Below are 17715 nucleotides of genomic sequence, written 5' to 3' on the forward strand. Positions count from 1 at the left end.
GAAACTTTACCTGATAATATTCAAGAAGGGGAAGAAGTGGATATTTCTATAACAATTAAACCTAAAAAAAACTATTCTTTCCCTACTTTTAAATTAGGAGTGAAAGAAGAATATCTTAATCGAGAAAAAATTTATACACAAGAAGATGAAAATACTATTAGGCATTTCCCATAATCAACAAGGGGGGAAGGATTGAATATTATTTAACCCCTACGAGGGAATAAAAAATCTATTATTCATAATAACTTTAATTTTAGTAATTAAGTACAAAATAGAAATAAAAGTATAATAAAGAGAAAATAGTTTATTTTTGATAAAAGTTATGAATAAGTTAACACAAAAATTTTTAACAATGTTGAAAATTCCTTCAACATCAGGTAATATTGTTGCGAATAAATCAACTAATAATAATGCTAATAAACCAATCAATCAAGGTATTTCGATCGCAATTATTTTAGCTTCTTTAGGGATAACTTATTTACCGCCTTTTTTTGGACTGAAAACTAATATAACTATAGTTAGTGGCACAGAATTAAAAGAAGTTTTGGAGGAGATAGAGAAAAAATTTGAGCAAGAAAATCCCCAGATTAATTTAGATTTAAAGTTTCAAGGCTCACAGGATATTATTACTAATTTTATTGATGAAAAAAATGATTTTAATTCAACTATTTTAATCCCTGCTAATGGTGAATTAATTAATGAATTAGAAACTAAATTAAAAGCCCAAGGGGAAACAAAAATATTTTATAATCCTCCTCAAGCCTTAGCTAAAACTTTATTAGTAGCTATTGCTTGGGAAGAAAGAGGAAAGGTTTTATTTCCTGATAATAAGTTTAATTGGCAAACTTTAGAAAATGCTTTAATTACCAGAAATTGGGATAAATTAGGGGGTAAAAAAACATGGGGTAGTTTTGATTTTATCACCACTGATCCCACTCGATCGAACTCTGGTCAATTAACTTTAAGTTTATGGGCAAAAAGTGAGTTAAATCAAAATAATTTAACGGTAAATGATGTTAATAATCCAGAAATAAGCAAACTTTTCCAACTTATAAAACAATCGGTTTATCAACCCCCTAGATCAACTGATATTTTACTACAAGAGTTCATCGCTAGGGGAGTTAATGATGCTGATGTGGCTACGGTTTATGAAAGTATCGCTTTATATCGTTGGCAGGAAGCAAAACAAAATCAAAACCAAGGCTATCAAATTTACTATCCTAATCCTACCATGGAAACAACTATTATGGGTGCGATCGTGCAGAAAAATGTTAGTAATGCTGAAGCAAAATCTGCTCAAAAATTTCTCGACTTTTTAACAGAAGATGAACAACAAATAATTTTTGCAAACTATGGTTTTCGCCCTGTCAATAATCTGGATTTACAATCTTTAATAAATAGCCCATGGAATCAAAGGATTTCAGGAGTAGAAATTAACCCTTCCGTTACTGTTAAATCAAGTCCAAATCCAGAAATAATCAATGAAATTCAAAAAGTTTGGTATCGTAGTAATTAGGCGTTGATAATTTTAGCCCATGCTTCAGGAGGGTTTTCCGCTTGAGTGATAGGGCGCCCGATGACAAGATAGTCAGCACCTTTTTGTAATGCCTTTTCTGGAGTCATAATTCTTTGTTGATCTCCTGCTGTAGCCCATACTGGACGCACTCCGGGACAAACCAATATAAAATCTTTCCCACAAACTTCTTTTAATTTTTGTGCTTCATGGGGAGAACACACTGCTCCATCTATACCACATTCTTGAGCCATTAGGGCGTTATTTAAGGCGTACTCAGACAACTCTAGAGGAATTTTGAGGTCAAAAGCTAATTGACGGGTGTTAATGCTCGTTAAAACGGTAATGGCTAACAATTTTAAACGGGTTGTACCACTATTTTTTACCACTTCTTTGGCGGCAGTTAGGGCTTCTCTCCCCGCAGTGGCATGAATGGTTAATAAGTCAACGTCATGTTTTAAAGCTGATCGAGTAGCACTTTTGACGGTATTAGGGATGTCGTGGAATTTGAGATCAAGAAATATACGTTTATTTTCATCCTGCAAAAATTTTAGTATATCTGCACCTGTGGCAACGAATAATTCTAATCCTACTTTCCAAAAACTGACTTCTGGTAACAATTTAACTAGCTCGATCGCACTTTCTAAATCGGGTACGTCAAGAGGTACAATAATTTTATCTTGGATCATTATGTTGTGATACTCAGCAGAGGAATAATTGAATATTGATGAAGGTTAAGAATTAGGTAATAAACATTCATAATAACCTTAATTATATCATCAAAAATCACTTCTAAATTATCTAAATTTTATTTAAACAAAGTCTCAAAATATTGATTTTTTTTATGACTTTACTTAATATCTTTTGGGATACCCCTCCTCTTTAAAATACTATGAGGCAATGCCTAATTATTTCCTTAAACTTTGCCTCAACCTCCCCTACAAATTCAAGGAAAGAAAATCTACTATTTCCCTATGTATTTTTTCTTTAGTTTTAGTGGCATCTATCTGTAAATATTTATGGGAATAATTGACTAAAATTTTGTCAAAATTTGCCTTGACTTGGGTTAATTTTTCTTTTGTCTCATAAGTTTCTAGGGTAGTTCGATCGAGTATTCTTTTTAAAGCAATATCCACAGGAATGTCAAGATAGATTAAAAAATCTGGAGGAGGAAAGTCTTTATTTAAAAAACTAACAAACTCAAATTCTTTTTCAGTTTTCGCATTATAAGCAAGGGAAGAAAAATAATATCTAGTGGTGATAACATGGGTATTTTCTGACGTGAGTTTTTTTACCCCATCAAGATTATTATACAGGTGATAATGTCGATCGGCAGCGAATAAATAAGCCATTTGTTGATCATATAAATCCTGATGAGAAAATAGATTTTGATTAGCTAAAAATTCCCTTAATAATTTACCTATTTTACCATTAGAAGGTTCTGGACTAATGATCACTTTTTCTTCATTTTTAAGAAAATAATCTTGCAATAAATCAGCTTGGGTAGTACTACCAGCTCCGTCTATACCTTCTAAAACGATAAAATAGCCTTGTTTTTCTACTGTATTAATTATCATAAAATTAACTGCGTTTCCAAATAAAAAATGTTTCTGCTAAATCTAGTATAATCTGATGTTGTCTCTGATTTTCTTTTTTCCAAGATTTATCAATTTCTGCCATTAATTGTTGAGTATGAAGATTTGCAAAATTTATGTTAAATAGATAGTTTAAGTTTAAATTATGCTTCTTGATAAAAGTTATAGCTGTTATCAATTCTTCTACCCCAAAACCGAAGGAATGAAATCCTAATATCTCGTTATTTTTATTTAAAATAATTTTAAGAAAAGTAATTTCTTGTTGCCAATTTTGAGGAGACTTTAATAAACAAAAAACTTTGAATACTTTTGTCTTTTCTGATAATAAAAATCTAGCTTGTTTTTCTGTATATGCTAATCGATAAATAGGGGGATTAGTTTTTAAACTATAGGGAATATTGCTATAGTTAATCTCTTGATGAGGAAAAAATAAAGCATTATTAACGGCAATTTTAGCCTCGTATTCTGTCAAAGATTCTAAAGCATAACCCCCCAATAAGTCACCACAACCATAAATTTTTGGGTGTTTGGTTTGCAGTTTCGAGTTAACTTTGATTTTGCCTTGATGATTCTTAATACCTAAGTTGCTTAATCCAATATTATCCCCTCTCCATACATTTTCTGTTAAAGTTGTGACTCGCAATGTTTTCAAATCGTCATCAGAAGTTGTGACTCGCTGTGTTTTCAAATCGTCATCGGAAGTTGCTTGATCAAGCAGACCTACTTTGCGATCGAAACCAGTATCATTAGTATTAAGATAGATTTTGATTCCTTTGCTTTCTAAAAATAATTGCAATTGATAAGATATATCTTCATCTTCTGAGGGTAAAATTTGTTGAGAAGGACAAATTAAGGTAATTTTTTTATTAAGTTGCTGTAATTTATTGACTAAATAAACAGCAGTAATATCATCTCCAATTATGGTTAAATTTTCGGGTAAACTTTCCCAGTTTTTAGTAAAAAGTAACTCATTAATGGTTAAAATATGATTATTTTTATTAGCTTTTTTCTCCTTATAGAAAAGTTGCTCGGCTGTCATAGCTAATAAATAACTTGAACTATTTATAGTTTCTCTATCTGTTAATAAAGTTAGCTTTTTTTCTTGACTAAATTTACATTTACTGAAAATTATATCTACTCCCAATAACTCTAAATTAGGTATATATTTATTTAAGAGAATCTTCTTTTTTTCTGCTATCAAATCTTGATAATTTATCTGATTATCTAATAATAATAACTCATTTTTAAACTCGATCGAGCATTGCTCCTTCATAATCGAACTTAATGAAATATTCTTTTGATATTTGCTCAAAAAGTAATCATTATCTATAATTAAAGCAACTCTAGCACCTAATTTAACTGCATATTCTGCGGAAAAAAAAGCCTGTTTCGTGCCTCCAATTATGACTAAATCATATTTTCTTTTCATGTTTAAATTGTGATAATTATCGTAATTTTATTTTATTTTTTAAACAACTTAAACAATCTTATTTTTAAAAGCAAAACTAGCTAATTCTGTCCGATTATTAGAGTTAGTTTTTCTTAATAAATTGCCAACATATTTTTCGATCGTTTTTGGACTTAAATATAATTCTTCGGCTATTTTAACATTAGATAAACCTTGGCTTAATAATTTTAAAACCTCATTTTCTCGATTAGTAAAATGTAGATTATTATGGGTTAAAGTATCAGGATAATTATATTTAAAATTCATGGAAGAAGAAGCATATTGATGTTCAATTTCCGTGTATAATAATTCTGCTTGAATAATTTGCGATCGTTCCAATAAATGCTTTACAATAGCCGTTAATTCACTAGGCTCAAAAGGTTTAGGTAAGTAAGCATCACAACCAGCCTGATAACCATTTATTTTATCTTCGATCGAGTGTTTATTAGTCAAAAAAACTACAGGTAACAAACGAAAATGAGGATTTTGACGTAATTCTTTCACTAAATGATAGCCGTCTTTGTGAGGCATTTTGATGTCAGAAATGAGTAAATGAGGATGATATTGTTGAGCTAAATATAGGGCTTCGTTTCCATTTCCTGCTAGAATAACCGAATAACCATGTATTTCTAAACAATCTTGAATTAGTCTTCTAATAACGAGATCATCATCGGTGACAAGAATTTGCAGAGGCATAATGTCAACTAAATTGAGGGAACATATTTTAATCTTATCCTAAAAATTACCGTCCTATGAAAAAATAGTGAAGTAATGAGTAATGAGTAATGAGTAAGAAGTGATTATGGGTGGTGAATCAATCACACAACGTGTAATAAATTGCACGTCTAACAAAATAACGTTCAATAAATTTTACCCTGAGCGAAGTCGAAGGGTGAACTCTAAATTTCAGTGGATAATACTATCAATTCTCCATTCTCCATTTACTGTTTATTATTATTTATGACTACTAATATAGAATCTCAATTACATATTTTACAAGAAACTGCACAAAAGTCGATCGAATCGGCATCAACGTTACAAAAGTTAGAAGAATTAAGAGTAGGCTATTTAGGCAAAAAAGGGGAATTATCCCTTATTTTAAAGGAAATGGGTAAATTATCCGCCGAAGATAGACCTCGTATTGGCGCTATTGCCAATGACATCAAAAATCAAATTCAAGATACCCTCAGCCATCAACAAACGCAGTTACAACAGGCGGAATTTAACCGTCAAATCTTAACCGAAACCCTCGATGTGACGATGCCGGGGGTTAGCTATGCTTTAGGTAAATCTCACCCTTTACAAAGTACGATCGATCGAGTTATAGATATTTTTGTAGGGTTAGGGTACAGTATAGCAGAAGGACCTCAAATTGAGAGTGATTATTATAATTTTACCGCTTTGAATACTCCCGAAGATCATCCTGCTAGGGATATGCAAGATACCTTCTACTTTGAAGATGGTAGCCTATTGCGTACTCACACTTCTTCCGTACAAATTAGGTATATGGAAAAAAATGAGCCACCCTTGAGGATTATAGCACCGGGTAGGGTATATAGAAGGGATACCGTTGACGCAACCCACTCCGCCGTTTTCCATCAAATCGAAATCCTCGCCATTGATAAAGGCTTAACTTTTAGTGACTTAAAAGGCACAATCAAAGAGTTTTTAAGACAAATGTTTGGTGATGACTTACCCACAATCTTCCGCGCTAGTTACTTCCCCTTTACCGAACCATCAGCAGAAGTTGATGTACAATGGCAAGGAAAATGGTTAGAAGTGTTAGGCTGTGGCATGGTTGATCCTAATGTCCTAAAAGCAGTAGGATATGATCCAGAAGTATATAGTGGTTTTGCTGCGGGGTTAGGCGTGGAGCGTTTTGCGATGATTTTGCACAAAATTGACGATATTCGCCGATTATACAACAGCGATCTTCGTTTTTTACAACAATTCTAAATAATGGAGAATTGAGAATTGAAAATGGATAATGAAAATAAGAGGCAGGTGGACAGGTAGAATTAACAAATAGTTATTATTTTCTGATGGGGGAGGGCTTAATATATTAAGCCCCTACTTTACTCCTTACTCCTTACTCCTTAATCTTTACTCCTTACTCCTTACTCCTTACTCCTTACTCCTTACTCCTTACTCTTTACTTAAAATTCCATGCAGGGAAATTTATTAACCGAGGTTTTCTTACCTTTAGCCTTAACAATAATTATGTTAGGCATGGGATTATCTCTTACCATCAAAGATTTTAAAACAATTACGATCGAACCGAAAGCAGTATTGACAGGGTTATTTTGTCAATTAATCCTTTTACCTGTGATTGCATTTACCTTAATGTATTTTTGGGATTTAAAACCAGAATTTGCCGTTGGAATTATTCTCTTATCCGCTTGTCCGGGAGGCGCAACTTCTAACTTATACTCTTATCTAGGAAAATGTGATGTTGCCTTATCCATTGCTTTAACTGCTATATCTAGTTTTATTACTATCTTTAGCATTCCTTTTCTGGTTAACTTTGCCATGAGTATATTTATGGGAGAAGGAAAATATATTGCCTTACCCGTAGTCAAAACCATTTTTCAGATACTTATTATTACGATCGTACCTATAATAATAGGAATGTACCTAAGAAGTTGGAAACCTAATTTTGCTCGTCAAGCACAACAACCCTTTCAAATCGCATCAGGAATCTTTATTGCCATTATCGTTTTAGGTGCTATCTTAAAAGATAGAGAAAATGTCATTCCCTTTTTTCAAGAAACGGGTTTACCGACTCTCACATTAAATATTTTAGCGATTATCCTGAGCTTAGTTGTGGCTAGATTAGTCGGTTTAAACTTTCGGCAATCCTCTGCTATTTCGATCGAATCTGGCATCCAAAATGGTACTCTAGGCATTACGATCGCCACATCTAGTACATTGTTAAATAATCCTACCATTGCCATCGCTCCTGCAATTTATTCTTTAATTATGTTTATCACGGGAAGCATTATTTGTTATCTATATAGTAAGCAGAATCTCAAAAATGAAAATAGCCAAAAATTGGATTAAAAAAATAGTTTGTTTGATAAATTCGATCGAACTACCTCACTTATTAGCTTAAAACTTTTTGTAAATATTTTTTGCGTTGATTACGATTTTCTTGTTCTAGTAGTGCGATCGCCTCCTCCAATTCTAATCCTGCTAATTCCATTTCTCGACAAGCAAGACGAGCTTTTTTTATAGTTTGAGCAATTTTCTCAGGATTTGGGATTTTTGGTTCTTGATTCATCATAAACTCCAATCTAATTTAATTTCTATAATACTTTGTTCTAAGGCAGGAATTTTTGTTTGAATATTCGTAATTGACTCATTGATAAATTGTAGCAAAGAAGATGAGATTTCTGGTTGTGCTTCTGCAATATATATTTGTAGAGTAGAAAGTTTAGAAAATCGAGATTTTGCTTGTTCACTAATTTCGGTTAATTGTTCTAAACTGATTAAAGTCTCTGAATTTTCACCAAAACGCTGTAATAACAAAAACTCAACTTTTTTAGCTTCGTTCAAAATTTCTAACAATCTATCTTTAAGATGATTGATTATTAGTTTATTTTCTGGAGATAAATCAGCCATAATTTATCATTTTCTAAAAAACTTAATTGATGATTCAATAGTTTATTATAGCAAAAAGTGTTCGATCGCACAGCGCCACTTCGTGATCGTATCTTCATTTTACCTTTTATAAATACTTTGACGATTGCCAACTTTGATAATATAGATGATAAGTGCAGAGGATTTTATTTAATAAATTATCCGATAATCTCCTACCCTAATTCGATAATTATTTTCTGAATTAACAAGTTTTTTTACTCCTTGAGGATAAGGATTTTTGGCTAATTCTTCAACCGCATTAATTAAGCGAGGAATAATATTTTTGTCTAACTTTTTAAGTTCTTTTTTAGCACTATTAGTCCACTTAATTTGGTAATAATCCATCGCTTTTTAATTCTTGAATAAAATCTTCATGCTCTGTCAATTCTTCATTTTGTCTTTCATAAATATCTTTTAAATCTTCTATATCCATCAGTAATTCTTCAAATTCTTCAATGGGCAAAATAACTGCAATTTTTTCCCCTTCTTGATTAGTAATATACTGCAAAGAAAGTTTTTTTTCTTGATTTTTTGTTAAAGTATTTGGCGATCGCATTTTAATTTCCCATTTTCAGTATAATCTCAATTATAGTTAATCTTTTAAGGGGTTCGATCGTGAAACGGTGCTGCGCGATCGAACTTCCTCACTTATTAGCTTAAAACCTTGTTTAAATATTGTTTACGTTGATTACGATAACTAAATGAAAAGATAAGCGGATATAACTTTTAATTTTATTTGTTCTACAAAAGTTTTTTAAACCGTGAATAAATATCTTCTTTATTACCTTCTGATCTTAATCCCACTGCCAAAATAATCACAATAATTTCACTTTTTTCTATCTGATAAATAATTCGATAACGCTGTCCTACTGCCCTTATACTAAGATAACCTTTCAGTTTTCCCGTTAAAAATTTACCTTGTTTTTCAGGTTGATATTTTAGTTTTTCGATTCTTTCACCGATAATTTTAACATGGCGTTGATCTTTGATTTCGGCGAACATTTCCAAAGCCAACGGAGTAAATCTAATCTGATATTCTTGATCTTCTCTCATATTCCTAATTTTGTTTTAACTTCTTCCCATGCGATCGTATTTCCTGCTTCGGCTTGGGCTATACTTGCTTGTAATTTTTGAGAGAATAATTCATCTGTTAAAATCTCCAAAGTTTCCATGAGAGATTCAAATTGCTCATAACTCATCGCTGTCATTACGGGTAAACCATCTTGAGTAATAATAATTGGTTCTGTAGTTAACTTTTGCGGTAAATCAATAAATTCTTGTTGTGCTTCTTCAATTTTTAAATATTGAGTCATAAATTCTTTTAATTTTTGAGAATTACTGAAATTATAGTTTATGGTTGAAGAAGTTTACACTGTGGCACAGAAGATATGCGATCGAACTTCCTCAACTGATTAGCTTAAAACCTTGTTTAAATATTGTTTACGTTAATACAGATTGCCATAAATTAGATATTTTCATAGTGATATTTACAGGCAATTACAATAATTTCTGTGTCTGTCACTTGATATACCAATCTATGTTCTTGTGTAATTTTTCTTGACCAATATCCACTTATTTTATATTTTAATGGTTCTGGTTTTCCTAAACCACTAAAGGGAGAACGATCAATATCTTTTAAAAGATTAACAATTTTTTTATAGATTTTTTTATCTTCAGAAGCCCATAGATTAAAGTCATCAAAAGCTAAAGAATGAAATACAATTTTTTTCTTCATTCTAATTCCTGTAAAGAAACTTCTATTAAGTTTTTTCTCTCATTTACATCATTTATCGCTTGAATAAGTCTATTTTTATTCGCTTCTGATTTACATAAATAATCTGTTTCATCAATTTCAGAGATAATAATTTCTATTTCTTGATCTCCATAAAGTGTTTTGATGCCATCAAGAATTTTTTGATTTAATTCACTGGCTTTTAAACGATAAGTTGTTTGCATTTTTTTGTTTTATTTTGTTACAACTATGTCAATTATACCTTATTCTTTTTTAGGTTCGATCGTGAAACGGTGCTGCTCGATCGAATTTCCTCAACGGATTAGCTTAAAACCTTGTTTAAATATTGTTTACGTTGATTACTATTTTCTTGCTCTAAGAGTTCGATCGATTTCGATGATAAAAACTAAAATAAAGATAATTGTTTTTCTTCTTGAATTGAAATTTTCCCTTCACCAGTTAACATACTAATTAAACACCTTCCTAAATGAAAAGCCAAATTAACAGGGACAGCATTACCTATTTGTTGATATTGTGACGTTAATGAACCCATAAATTCCCAATCATCAGGAAACGTTTGTATTCTAGCATATTCTCTGACCGTTAAAGGTCTAGTTTCTGTCGGATGACATCTTTCTGTTTGAGTTTGTGCAGGGCTACAAGTTAAAGTTAAACAAGGTTCATCATAAGATAATCTTTTCGCAAAACCCGTTCTTCCTCCCCCTTGATAATAACTATTTTTCATATAATCTTTTTGGATTTCTTCAGGTAAATTACGCCAATTTCCCCCTTCTGGTACTAATTCCATAATCTCTTTTTTTCTTTGATTATATTTAACACCTTCTGATAGAGGACAATTTTTTAAGGCTTCTTTTAAAGTAATAATATAATTATTTTCTCTAGGAAAAATAGGTTGAATATTCAAATCTTTTCTTGTGCCAATAATAATAACCCGTTCTCTTTTTTGTGGAACATCAAAATATTGAGCATTTAATAATTTATAACTTGTTTGATAACCTAATTCATCTAAAGTTTTTAAAATTATCGCTAAAGTTTCACTTTTTTTATGAGTAATTAAACCCCTAACATTTTCCCCAACAATAATTTTTGGTTGCACTTCTTTTACACATCTAGCAAAATCAAAAAATAATGTACCCCTAGTATCTAAAAATCCCTTTCTTTCCCCTGCATGACTGAATGCTTGACAAGGAAAACCACCAGTTACTATATCAATTTTATTATTATATTTTGTAAAATCTATTTTGGTTACATCTTCATTTAAAACCTGCCAACTAGGACGATTTTTATTTAAAGTTTCACAACAATTTTTATTAATTTCAACTAATAATTCTGTTTGCAAACCTGCATTTTCTAATCCTAATGCCATACCTCCACAACCTGCGAATAACTCAATGACATTAAAATTATATTGTTGTGGATTTTTTAGTATTTTATATGACCCTGAAAGATGATTTGAGAGCATAATTTAGTAATTGAATTATTTAATGATGACTTAATTTATTATAACAAATCAAAATATTAATAAAGTTCTTTATCTATTTCCTTGATAGTTTTTGCCAGTTTATTAAGTATCAAATTATAATCTAAATTGAGCAAAGACCAAAAAGATTCTCCTGCTAATCTTTCAATATTATATTTTTCACAAATTGCCTTATTTATAGTCCAACTATTTCCCATATCTAAAGCCACTGCAAAAATAGAAAAAGGATGAATTTTTAACTCATTAATTGATCGACTACTTTGACTTCCAGTAAGAGTATCTTTTTTTGTTTTAAGTTGAGTATATTTTATCTTTTCTTCATGGAAAATAATTAAATCTATACCTTTTATTTTTATATCTAATTCTTTATCTGGTAGAAAAACATTAGTTGCTATTCCTCCAATATCTTCTAATTTATGTCCTATATTTTCCGAAATAAAACGGGTATAAAGATTCGATAAATATAGATTTTCACATCCTGCAAACTCAAAAATATTTTTAAAGCTGGTTTTATTTTCTTTAATTTCTTTTCTAAATTTCTCTTTTTCTTGAGATAAAGTAATCAAAACTTCTTCCTTAAATTTGACTAAAATTTTGTCTATTTTTTGCTCAATTTCAGTTAATGTTAATGGTTGATTCACACTTCTAAAATAATCAGGTAAATATTTATCTAAAATCCGAGCAATTTGATACGCATTCCTCAATTCTTGATCTTCAGGTACAATATCCGGAATAATAATCTTTTCTTTTTCGTGACTTATTTCTTGTAAAATATTTTGTTTTGTGGATTTATTTATTCGCAAAATACAACCTCAAAATTATAAATTAGCTTAGTTTAATTAACATTAATTTGATTATTTTTAACATAATTAGCAATAACTTTTTCTGTCTCATTAACACAAAGAGAATGAGAATATATTTGCTGATTAGAATTACTTTTTAGTCGATCGACATATTGATAAAATGCGTCTTTATCATCTTGATTTTGAATTACATATTGCCGTAATTCTTCTTTATTCATAGTAATAAAATCAGGTTTAATCATATAAATTGTCAGTCTCCATTTCGATTAAATATTTATCTCTATAGGTGAAGGGTTATCATTAGTAAAAATAAAAGCCCTAATAGATTTTACAAACTTATTTTTACTGTAAATATCAGCATATTTCACTGACTGTTCACGCACTTTTTGTCTTTTTTTAGTTCTTCTATTACTAGCTGTATCTCCACTATTTAAGTTATCAATATATTTAATTTCAACAACAGCAAAATTACCATTGCCATCGGTAAAAATTAAATCTCCTAAACCTGAATCTGATCTTCCAAACTCTACCTCCCATTCATCTTCAACTACAAAAGGATATTTTGGCAGTAATTGATCACTATTTAGTAATAATTTTTGCTTTAATAAAAATTCATTATTTTTATCCCAATTACGGTTTTTAATGTAAGTACGAATTACTTTATCTCTATATTTAGTTTCATCTATATTCATTACAATATCAATTAAAATTATGTCAAAAAGGTGGGCAATGCCCACCCTACTTTGTTTAACTCTTTGCGACTTTGTGTCTTTGCGAGAGAAAGAAAAAAGCCTTAACTTCCGCCGACACGGGCGACATCTTGAGCGTTGGCTTCAAATGCTGCGTTTAAGGCTTCATCCCCTGTTAAACCAGAGTCGATCGCACTTTTTAGCGCCTGTAAAACTCGTTTATAATCTCTTGGCATTACCTTCACAAATTTACCGATATTTTCTTCCCAATTAACAAGAATTTTTTGGGCTTTTTTACTATTAGTAAATTCGGAATGTTTAGTGATTAATTGTTTCAATTCGGCAATTTCTGAGGCATCGTCAAGGGTTTCTAAACCTACCATTTCCGTATTGCAATGGGTGGCAAAATCCCCCTTCTCATCGAAGATATAGGCAACTCCTCCACTCATACCCGCCGCAAAATTACGCCCTGTTGAGCCAAGAATTACCACTCGTCCTCCTGTCATATATTCGCAACCGTGATCTCCTACTCCCTCGACGATCGCAGTTACACCAGAGTTACGCACACAGAAACGCTCCCCAGCGATACCAGAAATATAGGCTTCGCCACTGGTTGCACCGTAAAGGCAAACGTTACCCACGATGATATTATCTTCCGCAGGGAAGGTGGCTTTTTTGTCAGGATAAACGATGATTTTGCCACCGCTTAATCCTTTGCCGATATAGTCGTTAGCGTCTCCTTCTAGTTCGATCGTAACTCCTTTTGGTACAAATGCGCCTAAACTTTGCCCTGCACTACCCACAAAATGCAAATGCACGGTATCTTCAGGTAAGCCTTCCCAGTGTTTCTTGGTAATCTCGTTACCTAAGATTGTGCCTACCACACGGTTAATATTTTTAATGGGTAAAGTGGCTTTAACTTTTTCTCCATGCTCGATCGAACCCTCACATAAATCCAGTAAAGTAGTTACATCGAGGGATTGATCTAAACCGTGATCTTGTTTCGTGGTACAATGACGAGGCATATTAGGATCAACGTTGGGTTGATAGAGAATCGGAGAAATATCAATACCTTTAGCTTTCCAATGTTCGATCGCACCCTTGGGTTCTAATACATCAGTACGTCCTACCATCTCATCCACGGTGCGGAAGCCTAATTCTGCCATGATTTCTCGCATTTCTTCAGCGATAAACTTCATGAAATTGACGGTATAAGCAGGATCACCTGTAAATTTAGCACGAAGATCGGGGTTTTGGGTAGCAACTCCCACGGGGCAAGTATTGAGATGACAGACACGCATCATAATACAACCCAGAGTGACGAGGGGTGCAGTGGCAAAACCAAATTCTTCAGCACCAAGTAAGGCGGCTACTACCACATCTCGCCCTGTTTTCATTTGCCCATCGGTTTCTACCACAATGCGACTGCGAAGGTTATTTAATAAGAGGGTTTGGTGGGTTTCTGCTAATCCCAATTCCCACGGTAGTCCTGCGTGTTTAATGGATGTGCGAGGAGAAGCGCCTGTGCCTCCGTCATATCCAGAGATTAAAACTACATCCGCTTTTGCCTTGGCTACTCCCGATGCGATCGTACCTACTCCCACTTCACTAACAAGTTTAACGTTAATACGAGCTTCTCGATTAGCATTTTTCAAGTCATGGATTAACTCCGCTAAGTCTTCAATGGAGTAAATATCATGGTGAGGAGGAGGAGAAATTAAGCCCACGCCGGGGGTAGAGTAACGCACTTTGGCAATCCAAGGATAGACTTTTTTACCCGGTAATTGTCCACCTTCACCCGGTTTTGCACCCTGCGCCATTTTAATTTGAATCTCTTTGGCTTGGGAAAGGTATAAACTGTTAACGCCAAAACGTCCACTAGCTACCTGTTTGATGGCACTATTTTTCGAGTCTCCTTCTTCATTAGTCCAAGTATAGCGCTCTGGGTCTTCTCCTCCTTCCCCTGTGTTAGATTTACCGCCGATGCGATTCATGGCAATAGCTAAAGACTCGTGAGCTTCTTTGGAAATCGAACCGTAACTCATCGCCCCTGTTTTAAAGCGCTTCATGATGTTTTCGATCGACTCTACTTCTTCAATGGGGATAGATTCCCGTTGTTTAAATTCCAATAAGTCACGGAGGCGGAAATAATGCTTACCATGATCATTAATCATCTGGGAATACTTCTTAAATAGTTGATAGTCTCCCAGTTGTACGGCTTGTTGTAAGGTATGAATAGTTTGAGGGTTAAATAGATGTGCCTCACCGTCTTTACGCCATTGATATTCTCCCCCTACGTCAAGGGTATGCCCATTAACTTGTCTATCAGGGAAAGCGTGGCTATGACGCATAATCGTTTCTTGGGCGATAACTTCTAAATCAACACCTTGTAAACGAGAAGCGGTACGAGTGAAATATTTGTCAATGATACTCTGATTTAAGCCCACAGCCTCGAAAATTTGTGCACCTCGATAACTTTGGATGGTAGAAATACCAATCTTAGCGGCAATTTTGATCACTCCTTTGGTAACGGATTTGATGTAGTTATAAACCGCAGTATCATAATCAACCCCTGTCAACAAATTCTCCTCAATCATCTGATGCAAGGTTTCATAGGCGAGGTAGGGATTGATTGCACCGCAACCATAGCCTAATAATAAAGCAAAATGATGTACTTCTTTTGGCTCTGCTGACTCTAAAATTAAGCCTACAAGGGTTCGTGTGCCGTTACGGATGAGATGATGATGTAACCCCGCTACTGCGAGTAATGCTGGTATGGGTGCGTTGTTAAAGTCCACCCCTCGATCGCTCAAAATTAGGTGGGTGCATCCCTCTTTGATTGCTTTATCTGCTTCGGCAAAAATCCCTTCTAAGGCATCTTCTAAACCTTTTACCTCATCTTTGGGGTTAAACAGAATTGAGATAGTATGAGCTTTGAATTGATAGGTTTGATCCCCCCCAGCCCCCCTTACTAAGGGGGGAGTAAGTGCTTTCAGTTTCGCCAATTCTTCGTTAGTGATAACAGGAGTTTTCAGGGCGATGAGGTGACAACTTTCGGGTTGCGGATTGAGTAAGTTTCCTTCTCTACCGATGGTAGTTTCTGCGGAGGTAATAATCGCTTCCCTGATGGAGTCAATGGGAGGGTTGGTAACTTGCGCAAAAAGTTGTTTAAAATAGTCGTATAGGAGTTTGGGCTTATCGCTTAACACCGCTAAAGGGGTATCAACTCCCATTGCACCTACAGATTCAACACCAGTTTGTGCCATAGGTACGAGTAACATCCGCAAGTCTTCAAAGGTATAACCAAAGGCTTGTTGTAAAGGAATGAGATCATCATTATACAGGCTGGAAGCCTGTTCTACGGAAGGGGTTGGCAATTTGTCGAGGGTGTATAAATGTTCGTCTAACCATTGTTGATAAGGTTTTTGGGTGATGATAGGATGCTTGACTTCCTCATCAGCAACGATGCGCCCTGCTTCCATATCCACTAAAAACATTTGCCCCGGTTGCAATCTTCCTTTAGATTCTACTCTTTCTGGCTCAATGGGCAATACTCCAGCTTCCGATGCCATGATGACTAATCCATCTTTGGTGACGATGTAGCGTGATGGACGTAAACCATTTCGATCGAGTATAGCGCCAATTTGCTTACCATCGGTAAAAGCGATCGAAGCTGGTCCATCCCAAGGCTCGATTAAACAAGAATGGTATTGATAGAAAGCCTTTTTCTCCGCACTCATGGATTCATGCCCACTCCAAGGCTCAGGAATCATCATCATTACCGCATGGGGTAACGAGCGCCCACTTAATACCAACATCTCTAAAGCGTTATCGAAGATGAGAGAATCGCTACCTTCCATATTGATGATAGGCTGAATTTTTGCCATGTCTTCCCCGAATAAGTCGGATTCAAATAGGGCTTGACGCGCGTGCATCCAGTTAGTATTGCCTCGGAGGGTGTTGATTTCGCCGTTATGGGTGATGTAGCGATAAGGGTGCGCTCTTTCCCAACTAGGAAATGTGTTTGTACTAAAACGAGAATGCACTAAAGCTAAAGCTGTTTGCAACTCAGGGTTATTCAAATCAAGGTAATATTTGCCCACTTGCTCAGGGCGCAACATTCCTTTATAAACAATAGTACGACTAGAAATGGTGGCAGGATACCAATATTCATCAATTTTAGGTGCTTTAATGACGGAGTGCGATCGTTTTCTGATGACAAATAATTTACGCTCAAAATCAATATTATCAGTAATATTTGGATTTTTGGCAATAAACACTTGTTGCACATAAGGCTCACTAATTAAGGCACTTTTACCCAAATCCGAGTTATCCGTAGGCACGTCACGCCAACCTAAGACTTTTTGCCCTTCCTCAGCGACTACTTGCTCAAATAATTCCCTAGCTTTCAATCTAGCGGTTTCATCAGGGGTTGTAAAAATCATCCCAACGGCATAGCTACCGACTTCGGGTAAAGTAATCCCCAATTTTTGGGCTTCCTTGCTCATAAATTCATGGGGTAACTGCATTAAAATACCTGCACCGTCTCCAGTGTTAGGCTCTGCACCACAACCACCTCTATGATCTAAATTGATTAAAATGGTTAAGGCTTGTTGTACGATTTCATGGGATTTTTTCCCGTATTTATTAACCACGAAACCCACACCACAGGCATCGTGTTCATTTTGTGGATCGTATAATCCTTGTTTTTCTGGTATTAAACTATAAGTCATGATTGCTTCCTAAAAATGGTGTTGCTATTGAAACACGAAAAAGTTTTAAGCCTAGCTCTTTAT

At 34.0% G+C, this 17715-nt stretch carries 20 protein-coding genes; 3 read left to right on the forward strand and 17 right to left on the reverse strand.

Annotation, left to right across the window (positions count from 1 at the left end; translation table 11 throughout):
• Positions 1 to 322: 322 nt before the first annotated feature.
• Positions 323 to 1516: a substrate-binding domain-containing protein gene (locus tag SYN6308_RS04925; RefSeq protein WP_017293325.1), complete on the forward strand. Its 1194-nt coding sequence runs from the start codon at positions 323 to 325 to the stop codon at positions 1514 to 1516.
• On the opposite strand, the gene pyrF is transcribed toward SYN6308_RS04925, so the two are convergent.
• The 4 genes from pyrF to SYN6308_RS04945 form a co-directional block, all read right to left on the reverse strand.
• Entirely contained in the window at positions 1513 to 2205 is a 693-nt protein-coding gene (pyrF, locus tag SYN6308_RS04930; RefSeq protein ID WP_144051395.1) for an orotidine-5'-phosphate decarboxylase, read from the reverse strand. The two genes, SYN6308_RS04925 and pyrF, sit on opposite strands and share 4 nt — an antisense overlap.
• Before the next feature lie 246 nt (positions 2206 to 2451).
• Positions 2452 to 3090, reverse strand: coding sequence for a dTMP kinase (gene tmk, locus SYN6308_RS04935; protein ID WP_017293327.1), 639 nt, complete (start codon positions 3088 to 3090; stop codon positions 2452 to 2454).
• A gap of 4 nt (positions 3091 to 3094) precedes the next feature.
• Positions 3095 to 4537, reverse strand: a complete 1443-nt coding sequence (locus SYN6308_RS04940; protein WP_017293328.1) for an FAD-dependent oxidoreductase — start codon at positions 4535 to 4537, stop codon at positions 3095 to 3097.
• Between the two features lie 48 nt (positions 4538 to 4585).
• On the reverse strand, positions 4586 to 5251 hold the full coding sequence (locus tag SYN6308_RS04945; protein ID WP_017293329.1) for a response regulator transcription factor: 666 nt from the start codon (positions 5249 to 5251) through the stop codon (positions 4586 to 4588).
• Positions 5252 to 5515: 264 nt separating this feature from the next.
• Between SYN6308_RS04945 and pheS the strand changes: the two genes are divergently transcribed.
• On the forward strand, positions 5516 to 6511 hold the full coding sequence (gene pheS, locus SYN6308_RS04950) for a phenylalanine--tRNA ligase subunit alpha (RefSeq protein WP_017293330.1): 996 nt from the start codon (positions 5516 to 5518) through the stop codon (positions 6509 to 6511).
• Between the two features lie 210 nt (positions 6512 to 6721).
• Positions 6722 to 7615 carry a bile acid:sodium symporter family protein gene (locus SYN6308_RS04955; RefSeq protein ID WP_017293331.1) on the forward strand — a complete coding sequence of 298 codons (894 nt, stop codon included), beginning with the start codon at positions 6722 to 6724 and terminating at the stop codon, positions 7613 to 7615.
• Between the two features lie 43 nt (positions 7616 to 7658).
• Here SYN6308_RS04955 and SYN6308_RS24445 read toward each other — a convergent pair whose 3' ends face one another.
• The 13 genes from SYN6308_RS24445 to gltB all read right to left on the reverse strand — a co-directional run bounded on the left by SYN6308_RS24445 (position 7659) and on the right by gltB (position 17652).
• Positions 7659 to 7838 carry a hypothetical protein gene (locus SYN6308_RS24445; protein WP_144051396.1) on the reverse strand — a complete coding sequence of 60 codons (180 nt, stop codon included), beginning with the start codon at positions 7836 to 7838 and terminating at the stop codon, positions 7659 to 7661.
• Positions 7835 to 8176: a hypothetical protein gene (locus SYN6308_RS04965; RefSeq protein ID WP_017293333.1), complete on the reverse strand. Its 342-nt coding sequence runs from the start codon at positions 8174 to 8176 to the stop codon at positions 7835 to 7837. The genes SYN6308_RS24445 and SYN6308_RS04965 overlap by 4 nt, the downstream gene beginning before the upstream one ends.
• A gap of 168 nt (positions 8177 to 8344) precedes the next feature.
• Positions 8345 to 8539, reverse strand: coding sequence for a type II toxin-antitoxin system RelE family toxin (locus SYN6308_RS04970; RefSeq protein WP_017293334.1), 195 nt, complete (start codon positions 8537 to 8539; stop codon positions 8345 to 8347).
• Positions 8520 to 8750 carry a hypothetical protein gene (locus tag SYN6308_RS04975; protein ID WP_017293335.1) on the reverse strand — a complete coding sequence of 77 codons (231 nt, stop codon included), beginning with the start codon at positions 8748 to 8750 and terminating at the stop codon, positions 8520 to 8522. The genes SYN6308_RS04970 and SYN6308_RS04975 overlap by 20 nt, the downstream gene beginning before the upstream one ends.
• A 185-nt stretch (positions 8751 to 8935) precedes the next feature.
• Entirely contained in the window at positions 8936 to 9247 is a 312-nt protein-coding gene (locus SYN6308_RS04980; protein ID WP_017293336.1) for a type II toxin-antitoxin system RelE family toxin, read from the reverse strand.
• Complete coding sequence (locus tag SYN6308_RS04985; protein ID WP_017293337.1) at positions 9244 to 9507, reverse strand: type II toxin-antitoxin system Phd/YefM family antitoxin; 264 nt, start codon at positions 9505 to 9507, stop codon at positions 9244 to 9246. The genes SYN6308_RS04980 and SYN6308_RS04985 overlap by 4 nt, the downstream gene beginning before the upstream one ends.
• 152 nt (positions 9508 to 9659) lie before the next feature.
• On the reverse strand, positions 9660 to 9929 hold the full coding sequence (locus SYN6308_RS04990) for a Txe/YoeB family addiction module toxin (RefSeq protein WP_017293338.1): 270 nt from the start codon (positions 9927 to 9929) through the stop codon (positions 9660 to 9662).
• Entirely contained in the window at positions 9926 to 10150 is a 225-nt protein-coding gene (locus SYN6308_RS04995) for a hypothetical protein (protein WP_017293339.1), read from the reverse strand. Before SYN6308_RS04995 ends, SYN6308_RS04990 begins: the two co-directional genes overlap by 4 nt.
• A gap of 182 nt (positions 10151 to 10332) precedes the next feature.
• Positions 10333 to 11409 (reverse strand): DNA cytosine methyltransferase, encoded by a 1077-nt coding sequence (locus tag SYN6308_RS21770; protein ID WP_017293340.1) that lies wholly within the window; start codon positions 11407 to 11409, stop codon positions 10333 to 10335.
• Positions 11410 to 11465: 56 nt separating this feature from the next.
• Positions 11466 to 12230: a hypothetical protein gene (locus SYN6308_RS21775; protein WP_017293341.1), complete on the reverse strand. Its 765-nt coding sequence runs from the start codon at positions 12228 to 12230 to the stop codon at positions 11466 to 11468.
• A gap of 32 nt (positions 12231 to 12262) precedes the next feature.
• On the reverse strand, positions 12263 to 12472 hold the full coding sequence (locus SYN6308_RS05010; protein ID WP_017293342.1) for a DUF6887 family protein: 210 nt from the start codon (positions 12470 to 12472) through the stop codon (positions 12263 to 12265).
• Between the two features lie 24 nt (positions 12473 to 12496).
• On the reverse strand, positions 12497 to 12922 hold the full coding sequence (locus SYN6308_RS05015) for a hypothetical protein (RefSeq protein WP_144051398.1): 426 nt from the start codon (positions 12920 to 12922) through the stop codon (positions 12497 to 12499).
• Positions 12923 to 13023: 101 nt separating this feature from the next.
• The gene (gene gltB / locus SYN6308_RS05020) at positions 13024 to 17652 is read right to left on the reverse strand and encodes a glutamate synthase large subunit (protein ID WP_017293344.1); all 4629 of its coding nucleotides are present in this window, start codon (positions 17650 to 17652) and stop codon (positions 13024 to 13026) included.
• Positions 17653 to 17715: the final 63 nt, after the last annotated feature.

Source organism: Geminocystis herdmanii PCC 6308 (assembly GCF_000332235.1).
GTDB classification, from domain to species: Bacteria; Cyanobacteriota; Cyanobacteriia; order Cyanobacteriales; family Cyanobacteriaceae; genus Geminocystis; species Geminocystis herdmanii.